Here is an 11179-nt window from a genome sequence, read left to right as displayed (position 1 = left end):
TGACCGTGTGCGGTGGGGGAACCGGCCCGTCCGGCTCCCCCACCACCGGGACGCCGAACCGGCCGGATGGCGGCGCGAGCGACGCCTGTGCGAGCAGTGACCAAGGCCACGGAGCTCCGGCGGTGTTGGAGCGGACGTGCCCATTACAGTCAGCGCCGTGGACTTCCTCACCGACATCCTGGGCGAGCCCTACGAGGCGATCGACCTGCCGCTCACCGCAGACAACGAGGGCGATGTCGTCGCCACCCTGGTCCGGCGCCGGGCCGGCGCTCCCGGTGGCGCGGCCGGGGGCAGCCGTCGTGCCGTGCTCTATGTGCACGGCTACGTCGACTACTTCTTCCAGACCCACCTGGCCGACTTCTACACCGAGCGCGGCTACGACTTCTACGCGCTGGACTTGCGGAAGTACGGCCGCTCACTGCGCCCGCACCACTCGCCCAACTACGTTCACGACCTCGACATCTACGACGAGGAACTCGATGAGGCCGTCCGTATCATCCGCGAGGTCGACGGGCATGACACCCTCCTGCTCAACGGCCACTCCACGGGCGGCCTGATCAGCGCGCTGTACGCCGACCGGCGGGCTGGGCGGGGAATCATCGACGCGCTCTTCCTCAACAGCCCGTTCCTCTCCCTGCCCGCCCCCGCGCTGATACGCACCCTCGCCGCCCCGGCCGTCGACCTCCTCGGACGTTTCGCGGCCACCCGCAGACTTCCCGCTCCGCTCAATCCGCACTACGTCCACAGTCTCCACCGCGGTTTCCGGGGCAGCTGGGAGTTCGATCTGACGCTCAAGCCGGCCGAGGGCTTCCCCCTCTACGCCGGGTGGCTGGCGGCGATCCAACGGGGACAGCGGCGGGTGCGCCGCGGATTGGGGATCGACTGTCCGGTCCTGGTGATGGCTTCGACCGACAGCTCCGCCACCACGAAGTGGGACGATGCCCTGCTCCGCACCGACGGCGTACTGCGCGCCGAGGACATCGCCCGCCTCGCACCCCGGCTCGGCCCGCGGGTCACCACCGTGCGCGTCCGGGACGGGGTGCACGACCTGGTCCTGTCGACACCCGAGGTGCGCGAGCGCGTCTTCACCGAGCTCGATCTCTGGCTCAGCGCCTATCAGCCCGCCGTGGAGCGTGATCTGTAGCGGTCCGGACCGTCCGCCGTCGCGCCTCGGGTCACAGCAGCCGCGCGAGCGGCAGCGCCGCGATGTCGGTAGCGGGCCGGGAGACATACAGGTCGGTGTGGTAGTAGCCGTCCGCTTCCTTGTCCGCCGTGTGCAGTCCGTTCACGGCCAGCGCGTCGAACGCCGCGTACCGTTCGGCGCTGTTGGCGAAGCGGCGCTGCCGGAAGGTACGGGTGGAGAGCTTCTCCGTCACCAGGCCCGAGCGGGCGAGCAGATCGGCGATCGGCTGGTAGGGCACGGTGCGCAGCACGAACGCCGCGACCCACGGCGGGGTCGGCATGGAGTCGAGCAGCCTGGTGAAGGTCCGGGTGAAGACGTACCCGACGCCGCCCGTGACGGTGATGAGGTCCGTGCCCGTCAGTGTGCGGCGCAGGGCGGGGCTCGGTTCGCCGACTTCGAGGTTCTCCGCGAAGGCGTGGTCGAGCAGACCGACGGCGCGCGCGTATCCGACGGCCCGGGTCGCCGAGTCGATGCCTGTCGCCGTCACGGCCTCCGGTCGGCGGCGCGCTGCGAAGAAGGTCCGGTCCTCGGCCACCAGGTGCTGCGCCGACAGGGCGGAGAGCTGGGGGGAGGTGTACCGGGTGAACAGGTCCGCCAGAGTGACACGGTAGTTGAGAAGGGCCGTGTTGATCCCGTAGGAGCAGCACAGGTCCACCACGTTCAGCGGCGCCCGGTCGGGGTGCAGGCGGCGCAGGGCATCGGCCAGTGCCCGGAAGACGGCCTGGCCATGGTGGGGTATCTGGTACTCGAGGGATTGCAGGGTTGCGAAGTACGGCCGTGGGTCGTGGCAGTCGTAGATGTCGTCGAAGTTTGCTTTGCCCCAGTCGGCATTCGCGGTGGTGTTGCTCGCTCCTGCTGCCATGAGCGGTCTCCTGACCTGCGTCGGCCGGTGGGAAAACCCGACGTCCGCAGGGGTAGGGCCGGCGCCTGTGCGCTCGGCAGGCCGCGCCACGTTCCCACTATGCCCTCTCCGGCGCCTGTCGGCAGCCTGGAGGAGGTGGCCGAGTGATTACGGTCCGTGACCGCGCCTGAGTGCGGCCGGAGCGGGGCGGGAATGCGGGGCGTCCCGGTTCGGCTCCCATCCGCCTCGAGCCGCCCTCCCGGAGCCGACCTGGTGTGCTCGCCCCGCCCCCGTGCCGCTACATGGCCGTGATGGTGGCGCGCATCGGGCCGTCGGGGCGGACCGTGAACCCGAAGACGGCCGAGGTCGGGGCGGTGTGGAAGGTGGGGACGAAGGCGGGCAGCAGATGGTCCAGGAGCACGGTCATCTCGCGCACGGCGAACTGCGCGCCCAGGCAGGCCCGCGCACCGATGCCGTACGGGTAGTACGCGCCGTGCCGGGTGGAGCGGCGGCCTTCGTCGGCGGCGGTGAACCGCGCGGGGTCGAAGCGCTCGGGCTCGGGCCACAGCTCCGGGTCGCGGTGGGTGAGGTACGGGCATACGAAGACGTCGGTACCGGCCGCGACACGGTAGTCGGCGAGGGTGTCGTCCTCGGTGGCGTGACGCGGGATCAGCCATGCCGGCGGATAGAGCCGCAGGGTTTCCGAGGCGAGGGCCCGGAGGGCCCTCTCGCGCTCGGGCGAGCCCGCGGCTCCCCCGTCCAGGGCCCGGCGGCGGGCCTCGGGGTGGCGGTCGAGCAGCAGATACAGCCAGGACAAGGTGTTGGCCGTGGTCTCATGACCGGCGGCGAGCAGGGTGACCAGCTCATCGCGGATCAGCTGGTCGGTGTATTCGGGCCGACTCTCCCCGGCCTCCACCAGGACGCGCAACAGACCGGGACCCTCGGGTCCCGCCTCTCCCCGCCGGGCGGCCGCGATGGCGTGTTCGGCGACGGCATCGATCCTGGCGAGGTCCACGGCCACGGCGGCACGCAGTCCGGCCAGGTCGGCCGAGGCGGAAGGGGTGGCCGGGAGGGCGGCTCCCACCGCGTGGACGGCGGCGAGTTCACGGTTGGTGGCCTCGTCGAGGGGGTGGCCGGTGAGGGAGCGCCAGATGGTGTCCAGGGCGAAGAAGCGCATGTCCTCGCCGACGTCGGTCGGCTCGCCGGTACGGGCGCGATCCACCCAGCGGTCGGCGGTGCGGCGCGCGGCGCCGACGATCCGCCGCTCGTAGCGGCGGATCCCGCTACCGGTGAACTCGGCCTGTAGCAGCCGCCGTTGGCGCTTCCACGGTTCCCCGGTGGCCGCGAGCACCCCATCTCCGACCAGTACGCGGGCCCGGTGGGAACGCTTGACGTAACGGTCGGGGTGAAGGGCCAGGACGTGCTGGACCGACTCGGGGTCGGTGACCAGCACGGTGGGGCGCGGACCGAGCCGCACCGCGCTGACCCCGCCGAGCTCACGCGCCAGGGCCAGCAGGTCGACCACGGCCCCCGAGGTTTCGCGCCACCGCGCGACAGCCGCCGGATCGAGCTCCGGGGGCAGCGGCACCGCACCGGGCTCAGGTGACGGAACGGGGACGCCCCGCGGGGCTGTGGTGTCCAATGCGCTCTCCTGCTCGTTGGCTGCCTGCGCGAACACGGGCACGTACGTCCGAGGACCTCCCACCCGGCTTCCCCGGCAAGCTACTACCCGCCCACCGTACGAGCCGCGCTACGCCACGAGTTGAGCGCCGCGGACCGGTCACGTCGCGGGCCGGTACGCGGTGCCCGCTGGCCCGTCGGGGGCGCTGCTAGACGCGCCCCTCGCCGCCGCAGAGCCCCGTCTCCCACGCCCAGGCGGCGATCTCGACGCGGTTGCGCGCCGCCAACTTCCGCTGGACGTTGGCGAGATGGGTCTTGACCGTGGACAGCGTCACATAGAGCTCGGCGGCCGCTTCCTCATTGGTACGGCCGCGGGCGACGAGACGGACGACGTCCCGTTCACGCTGGGTCAGCGGCTCCGTGGGCCGGGCCGGACCGGCACCGGCACCACCGCGCACCGGGGGTGCGGCGGGCCGCTCACGGGACGGGGCCATATGCGAGAGCAGCCGGACGGTGATCGACGGTGAGATCAGGGAGTTACCCGTGGCCGCGGCCCGTACGGCCTCGGTCAGCAGCCCGGGCGCCCCGTCCTTGAGGAGGAACCCGCACGCGCCGTTGCGCAGCGCGGTGTAGACGTACTCGTCGAGGTCGAAGGTGGTGGCGATCAGCACGTTCATCGGATCCGGCACACCGGGGCCCGCGAGCTGACGGGTGACTTCGAGGCCGTCCAGCTTCGGCATCCGGATGTCGACCAGGCAGACGTCGGGGCGCAGACGCAGCGCCTCCTCGACGGCGGCCGCCCCGTCGGCGGTCTCCGCCACGACCTCGATATCCGGCTGGGAGCCCAGGATCATACGGAAGGCGGCGCGGAGCATGGGCTGGTCGTCGGCGATGAGGACACGAATCGTCATGGAGGACATGATCCCAAGGGGACGCCCCGGGGTCAGTACGAGGTCAGGGTGTCCAACGGAAGGACTGCGTGGACGCGCCAGCCGCCGTCCGGCCGCTCCCCCGCGCTGATCCGCCCACCGATCCCCTCGACCCGCTCGGCGAGACCGACGAGACCGTATCCCCCGCCGACCGCACCGCCGCCACGCGCCGCGGCTTCCCCCGGGGGCGTGCCCCGGCCCCAGCGGCGGCCGTCGTCGGTCACCGACACCTCCACGCGGTCCGGCTGTTCAGGGTGGGGCACGACCCTCACCTCGACGCAGGACATCCCCTCCGCGTGCTTGCGCGCGTTGGTCAACGACTCCTGGACGACGCTGTAGACCGTGGCGGCGACCTCGGGTGGCACGGGCCGGTCGGACAGCGACGGGTCGACGGTCAGCGTCGCGGGCGGCCCCGCCACGGAGAACTTCTCCGTGAGCGCGCGCAGACCGCCCAGGTGGCCCGCCGGACGTGTCGACGCGGGAGCCGTCGGAGCCGAGGGAGCCGCGGGATCCCGCAGGACGGAGACCATCGCACGCATCGACCCCAGCGCCTGGGCCCCGGCCTGCTCGATCTGGGCCAGCATCCGGTCCAGGTCCTCCGGGCTCTGGGTGTGGCCGGCGTCCGCCGTGAAGCGCGCGGCCTTGGTCTGCGCGACGATCGCCGTGACGTGGTGGGCCACGAAGTCGTGCAGCTCCCGCGCGTACTCCAGGCGTTGGGCCTGGCGGACGTCGTCGATCTCGCGCGTCCGCACGGTGTCGCGCAGCCGCAGCGCCAGTCCGAGGACCACCATGAACGGCACGACGCAGACGGCGAGGACGGAGATGAACAGATAGAGGTGGTCGTCCCAGGCCTCGAGCCGCAGCGGAAGGATCACCGCCGCGCAGGATGCCGCCGCCGCAAGTGCGATCGCCTCCAGTGGACGGCTGCGGCGCACCGCACGAGTGATCACCAGCAGCAGCACACCCAGTTCCACCATCCCGGGTGTGTTCTCGGGGCGCTGCGCGAGCTGGGTCTCCGCGACCGAGAGCGCCCAGGACGCCACGACGGCGGCCGCGACGTACTGCCGGAACCAGCGCTTCGGCGCGAAGAGCGCGAGCAGCGACAGCGCACCGGTGACGATCGTCGCCGCCGCCACGGCGGGGTACGGCGCGTTGTGGCCCTCACCCACCACGAGGGCGAACAGTCCCGCACCGACCAGACAGATAAGGGCTCGCTGAAGGAGGGAGCGTGCCCGGAACGCGGCAATCATGCAGGTCAGGCTACGACAGTCGGTTCCTGTCGCACCTCGGCCGTTCGGCCGAGGCGGGCGGCTCACCCTTCGGCTGTCCGGTGGATCCAGGGGACGGCCACGGCCCGGCAGCATCGGAACGGTCCGGTGGGACGGCCGCGGAAGACCACGCCGCCGCCCCGCCCTTCCGAACGCCATGGATGCCTTCGCGGCCCGCGGGGACGGCCGGTCCACCCGGTCGTGCCGATCCGGCCGCGAACCGTCCCGAGAACCGATGTCACGCAGGAGCGATGTGCGATGAGCCAGCGATGGGACGCCCCCGCGTCCGCCCCCACGATCGGCACGGTGGTCGCCGAGGGCCGCCACCTGACCAAGGTCTACGGCGAGGGCGACACCGCGGTGACGGCGCTCGCCGGTGTGTCCGCCCGGTTCGTCTCCGGCGAGTTCACCGCGATCATGGGCCCTTCGGGCTCGGGCAAGTCCACGTTCATGCACTGCCTCGCCGGACTCGACACACCCACGTCCGGCAGTGCGCGGATCGGCGACACCGACCTCGGCCCGCTGAACGAGTCCCGGCTCACCAGGTTGCGGCGTGAGCGGATCGGCTTTGTCTTCCAGTCGTTCAACCTGCTGCCCACGCTCACGGCGCTGGAGAACATCACCCTCCCCTGCGACCTGGCCGGGATCGCCCCCGACCCGGCGTGGTTGCGGGAACTCGTCGGCACCCTGGGTCTGGCCGACCGGCTCGGACACCGCCCGGACCAGCTCTCCGGAGGCCAGCAGCAGCGGGTGGCCTGCGCCCGGGCGCTCGCGTCGCGCCCCGCGGTCGTCTTCGCCGACGAGCCCACCGGCAATCTCGACTCCCGGGCGGGCGCGCAGGTCCTGTCGTTCCTCCAGATGTCCGCGACGGTGTTCGGCCAGACGGTCGTGATGGTCACCCATGACCCGGTCGCGGCCGCCTACGCCGACCGCGCGCTCTTCCTCGCCGACGGACGGCTCGTCCACGAGATGGCGCACCCCACCGCGTCCGGGGTGCTGGAGCAGATGAAGGCGTTCGACGCCGGGCAGCGGGCAGCCCGATGAGCGGCGGCCGATGGGCCCGGTCGCGGACCGGGGCCGGACCACGGTCCACGGCGGCGGCCGGGCCACCGACCGGCTCACCGTCGCCACCGGGCCCCGCCACTTCCCGCACCCCTCCCTCGACCCGTAGGTTCGCCATGCTCCGTACCGCCCTGCGCACGCTGCGCTCGCACCGCCTCCGGTTCACACTGCCCGCCCTCGCCGTGGTGCTCGGCGTCGCCTTCGTGACCGGATCCCTGATCTACGGTGACTCCGTCAGCTCCGCCATCGCCGAGGCCCGGGCCAACTCCCAGCCCGATGTGTCCGTCGCGGTGCGGCCCACGGATTCCACCCGGCAGTCCACATCGGACTCCTCCGACGCACCACCCCGGCTCGACCCGTCACTGCTGAAACGGCTCCGTGGCGTACCGGGAGCCGTCTCCGCGCGCGGCACGGTCGAGGGCCCGTCGTTCCTGGCGGGGTCGGACGGCGCACTCGTCGGCGACCTGTACAAGTCCGCGGGCGTCAACTACGTCCCGGGTCCGGGGGGCGAGGATCCGCGCTACCCCCTCACCGCCGGACGCGGTCCGCGCGCCGCCGGGGAGATCGCCATCGACGAGGCGGCGGCCGAGCGTGCCGGGACACGGGTCGGCGACACGGTCCGGATCGTCGTCGACGGCACGGCCCGCGACGCCCGGGTCGTCGGTATCCTCACCGCCGAGGACAGCCGCCTCGCCTCCGGCGGTACGCTCACCGCCTTCGACGGAGCCACCGCGCTGCGGCAGTTCGCCCCGGAGCAGGGTGGCTACACCTCGATCACCCTGACCGCCGCCGACGGAACCTCCGACACCCAACTCGCCGAACAGATAAGCAGGTTGCTGCCGGACGGACTCGAAGCCGTCACGGCCACGCAACTGCGCGCCGAGGCCACGGCCGGCTCCGACGACAAGCTCACCATGGTGCTGCTGAGCTTCGCCGGTGTCGCCCTGTTCGTCTCCACCTTCCTCGTCGCCAACACCTTCACCATGCTGAGCGCCGCACGCGCCCGGGAACACGCCCTGCTCCGTGCCGTCGGTGCCACCCGCCGGTATGTGCTGCGCCAGGTGCTCGCCGAGGCGGCGATCGTCGGGGCGGTCGCCTCGGTGGTGGGCTACGCACTGGGCATCGGGGTCGCGGCGCTGCTGAGCACCCTGTTCGGGGCCACGGGCGGCACCAGCGCCCCGTTGCGGATCCTTCAGCCCACCCCCGTACTCGCCGCGTTCGGCGTCGGCATCGCCATCACCCTGCTCGCGGCCTACGTCCCGGCCCGTCGCGCGGCCGCCGTCTCCCCCGTGGCGGCGCTGCGCACCAGCCGCCCGCCCACACCCGCGTCACTGCGCCGCCGCGGCATCATCGGCGCGACCGTCACCGGACTCGGAGTGCTCCTGCTCTGGGCGGCCGGCGGGGACGAGAACCTGCTCTACACCGCCGCACCGGTGCTCCTCGTCGGCCTGATCGTCCTCACCCCGCTCATCGCCCTCGGTGTCACCGGTGTGCTCCGCACACCACTGCGGCGGCTGGCGGGGATCCGCGGCAAACTCGCCGTGGAGAACGCCCGCCGCAATCCACGGCGTACGGCGGCCACCGCCGCGACCCTCATGGTCGGCCTCGCCATGGTCACCGCGGTCACGGTCGCCGTGGCGTCGATCAGCCGGATGGACGAGGAGGAGGCCGACGCGGCCATGGCCTCGGACCTGCGGATCACGGCCATCGCCTTCGGGGAGGTCGGGGCCGATGTCGCCGACCGTGTCGCACGCCTCGCGGACGCCGCGGCCGTCACCGCCGTCGTCGACACCGATCTGCGAATCTCCGATGCCGACATGCTCCCCGTGGCGGCCGTGACCCCCGGCACGGTGGAGCGCCTGGCACCCATCACCCTCCGCGAGGGTTCATTCGAGCGGCTCGACCGTGGTGTCGCCGTCGAGGAACAGACCGCCGCGGCCCGCCACTTGACACTCGGCAGCCGTGTCACGGGCAGCCTCGCCGGAGCTGAGCGGAAGTCCTCCCTCCCGGTCGTCGCCATCTACGAGGGTGAGGACTTCGCCTCCGCGCTCGTCTCGCGTACCAGGCTGCCCCGCGCCGACCACGGTGACCGGACACGTATCGCCGAGGTCATCGCCGAAGCCGACCCCGGCCGTACGGCGGCCCTCCAGCGCGACATCCGGCACACGCTCGACAATCCCGCGCTCCTGGTGCAGGACCGTGCGGAGGTACGGAAGGCCGCGAGCGGCAACTCGGCCGAGTTCCTGAACATCATGTACGCCATGCTCAGCGTCACCGTCCTGATCGGCGCCCTGGGCGTGGTCAACACGATGGGCATGGCCGTCTCCGAACGTGTCCGGGAGATCGGCATGTTGCGCGCCCTCGGACTCGACCGCAAGCGGCTCGCCTCCATCCTGCGCATCGAGTCGGTGACCATCTCCCTGCTCGGATCCGCGCTCGGGCTCGTCGCGGGCGGCGCGATCGGCGTGGCCACCGTCCTCACCCAGCCGGGCGTCCCCCTGGTCATCCCCTGGGACCGGGCGGCCCTGTGCTTCGCCGCGACCGCCGCGATCGGCGTCCTCGCCTCACTGTGGCCGGGACGGCAGGCGATGGCGGTCCCGATGCTGAGGGCGATGGGCACGGACACGGAGTAGCTCCGCACACCAGGGCCGGGCACGCCGCGGGAATGACGCGCGTGCCCGGCCGCGGGCGGGTACTCGTGCAGGGCGCATGGGGTTCAGTCGGTGATGTACCAATTGTTCTTGAGATATTCCAGGGTGTAGCTGCCGAGATCGTTTTCGGAGAAGGTGACGGAGGCGTTGACCGCTTGGGGCGGCATCTCGATCTTGGCGGGTGTGCGTACGGTGATGCGCTGTGGGTCGACCGTCGCGGTCCGCAGCGCCTTCTTCTGCGCGGGCGAGATCATTTGGAACACGGTGGCGTAGGTCTTGGTGCACGGGCCGAGTCCCTGGTCCTGTGCCTTCTTCGCGGCGGGCCCGGCCACTTCGCAGACCGTGTCGATGTCTTCACGGCCGAGGGCGTGGAGGTACTGCTTGTACCGCTGGATCGCGCCCTCCTCCGTCCTGGGCACGGGCTGGCCGCCGGTCGGGGTGGGCGACGGCTTCCCCGACGGCGCGGACGCGGACGGCGTGGCCGACGGTTCCTTTGCCCGTGAGGACGTGGACGGCCGCGAAGGCTTCGCGTCCGCGTCCCCCTTCGATTCCTCCGGGCCGCACGCGCAGGCCGCCAGCGCCACACAGGCCGATACCGCCACGCCCACCATCGTCCGCGCTCTCATCCGGTCCCCTCCGGTCGTGCCCCACCACCGACAACACAACCAGAGATCACGCAGGATCCAGGGGAACGGTTCCCGAGCCGGTCCGAGCCTCGCCCACCGTGAGCAACAGGCCCCGCCCCCGAGTGGTTCAGCGTGGCAGACCGACCGACCTGGAGATGAGGGCGTCGTAGGCGCGGTCGGACAGCAGGCGGCGCAGGGCCATGAGGGGGCGGGCGCTGAAGCCGGTGGCGTAGCGGGTCTTGGGGCGGCGGGCCGTGACGGCCTTGCCGATGGCGTCGGCGATGACGGTGGGCGGGGAGAGGCGTTTCGCCATGGCCTCGGAGCGCAGGGCGGCGGCCACGGCGTCGGCCTGGTCGGAGTAGGCGCCCGAGGCGGAGGACTTCTCCAGGTTCTCGGCGGCGATGGCGCCCCATTCGGTGGCGATGCCGCCGGGTTCGATGATGACGACGTCGATACCGAAGGGCTTGGTCTCGATGCGCAGGCAGTCACTGAGGGCTTCGAGGGCGAACTTCGTGCCGTGGTACCAGCCGCCGAGCGGTGTGTAGATCTTGCCTCCCATCGAGGTGATGTTGACGACGGTTCCGCTGCGCCGGGCGCGCATATGGGGCAGGGCGATCTGGGTCAGGCGGAGGGCGCCGAAGACGTTGACGTCGAACTGGTGGCGGGCCTCGTCCAGGGGGAGGTCTTCGATGGCGCCGTAGGAGCCGTAGCCCGCGTTGTTGACCAGAACGTCCAGCCGCCCGGTCTCGCTGATGACGCGGTCGACACCGGCGCGCATCGAGTCGTCGTCGGTGACATCCATGGCCAGCGGGCGGATGCCGCGGCCGGCGAGTTCCTGGAGACGGTCGGTGCGGCGGGCGGCTCCGTAGACGGTGTAGCCGAGACCCTGAAGCTTCAGGGCGGTGGCCTGACCGATGCCGGAGGAGGCGCCGGTGACGAGGGCGGTCTTGGCGGGCATAAGGGTCCTCACAGGTAAGATGAACGCTGGTTCATCATTTA

General features: G+C 71.8%; 9 protein-coding genes. 3 read left to right on the top strand and 6 right to left on the bottom strand.

The window, feature by feature from the left end:
- Window positions 1–157 precede the first annotated feature (157 nt).
- Window positions 158–1144, top strand: a complete 987-nt coding sequence (locus AB0C66_RS16955; RefSeq protein ID WP_362438289.1) for an alpha/beta hydrolase — start codon at window positions 158–160, stop codon at window positions 1142–1144.
- Between the two features lie 31 nt (window positions 1145–1175).
- Here the strand turns inward: AB0C66_RS16955 and AB0C66_RS16950 are convergent, their stop codons facing one another.
- From AB0C66_RS16950 to AB0C66_RS16935, 4 genes are all read right to left on the bottom strand, one after another.
- On the bottom strand, window positions 1176–2045 hold the full coding sequence (locus tag AB0C66_RS16950) for a hypothetical protein (RefSeq protein ID WP_362438285.1): 870 nt from the start codon (window positions 2043–2045) through the stop codon (window positions 1176–1178).
- A gap of 277 nt (window positions 2046–2322) precedes the next feature.
- Window positions 2323–3549, bottom strand: a complete 1227-nt coding sequence (locus AB0C66_RS16945) for a cytochrome P450 (RefSeq protein ID WP_362438822.1) — start codon at window positions 3547–3549, stop codon at window positions 2323–2325.
- Between the two features lie 304 nt (window positions 3550–3853).
- Window positions 3854–4555, bottom strand: a complete 702-nt coding sequence (locus AB0C66_RS16940) for a response regulator transcription factor (RefSeq protein ID WP_362438282.1) — start codon at window positions 4553–4555, stop codon at window positions 3854–3856.
- Window positions 4556–4587: 32 nt separating this feature from the next.
- Window positions 4588–5823: a histidine kinase gene (locus AB0C66_RS16935; protein ID WP_362438279.1), complete on the bottom strand. Its 1236-nt coding sequence runs from the start codon at window positions 5821–5823 to the stop codon at window positions 4588–4590.
- 276 nt (window positions 5824–6099) lie between these two features.
- Between AB0C66_RS16935 and AB0C66_RS16930 the strand changes: the two genes are divergently transcribed.
- Complete coding sequence (locus AB0C66_RS16930) at window positions 6100–6885, top strand: ABC transporter ATP-binding protein (RefSeq protein WP_362438276.1); 786 nt, start codon at window positions 6100–6102, stop codon at window positions 6883–6885.
- Window positions 6886–7019: 134 nt separating this feature from the next.
- Window positions 7020–9536 (top strand): FtsX-like permease family protein, encoded by a 2517-nt coding sequence (locus AB0C66_RS16925; protein ID WP_362438274.1) that lies wholly within the window; start codon window positions 7020–7022, stop codon window positions 9534–9536.
- 83 nt (window positions 9537–9619) lie between these two features.
- Here the strand turns inward: AB0C66_RS16925 and AB0C66_RS16920 are convergent, their stop codons facing one another.
- A complete protein-coding gene (locus tag AB0C66_RS16920; protein ID WP_362438271.1) occupies window positions 9620–10180 on the bottom strand; it encodes a hypothetical protein in 561 nt (186 codons plus the stop codon).
- Window positions 10181–10307: 127 nt separating this feature from the next.
- The gene (locus tag AB0C66_RS16915) at window positions 10308–11138 is read right to left on the bottom strand and encodes an oxidoreductase (RefSeq protein ID WP_362438268.1); all 831 of its coding nucleotides are present in this window, start codon (window positions 11136–11138) and stop codon (window positions 10308–10310) included.
- Window positions 11139–11179: the final 41 nt, after the last annotated feature.

The sequence above is a fragment of the Streptomyces sp. NPDC048636 genome (assembly GCF_040650655.1).
Taxonomy (GTDB): Bacteria; Actinomycetota; Actinomycetes; order Streptomycetales; family Streptomycetaceae; genus Streptomyces.
This window is presented reverse-complemented; position numbering and strand designations above follow the sequence as displayed.

Excerpts from the sequence above, each read along its gene's own strand:
- AB0C66_RS16950 (WP_362438285.1), bottom strand. The coding sequence starts at position 2,045 with ATGGCAGCAGGAGCGAGCAACACCACCGCGAATGCCGACTGGGGCAAA.
- AB0C66_RS16940 (WP_362438282.1), bottom strand. The coding sequence starts at position 4,555 with ATGACGATTCGTGTCCTCATCGCCGACGACCAGCCCATGCTCCGCGCC.
- AB0C66_RS16935 (WP_362438279.1), bottom strand. The coding sequence starts at position 5,823 with ATGATTGCCGCGTTCCGGGCACGCTCCCTCCTTCAGCGAGCCCTTATC.
- AB0C66_RS16930 (WP_362438276.1), top strand. The coding sequence starts at position 6,100 with ATGAGCCAGCGATGGGACGCCCCCGCGTCCGCCCCCACGATCGGCACG.
- AB0C66_RS16925 (WP_362438274.1), top strand. The coding sequence starts at position 7,020 with ATGCTCCGTACCGCCCTGCGCACGCTGCGCTCGCACCGCCTCCGGTTC.
- AB0C66_RS16920 (WP_362438271.1), bottom strand. The coding sequence starts at position 10,180 with ATGAGAGCGCGGACGATGGTGGGCGTGGCGGTATCGGCCTGTGTGGCG.
- AB0C66_RS16915 (WP_362438268.1), bottom strand. The coding sequence starts at position 11,138 with ATGCCCGCCAAGACCGCCCTCGTCACCGGCGCCTCCTCCGGCATCGGT.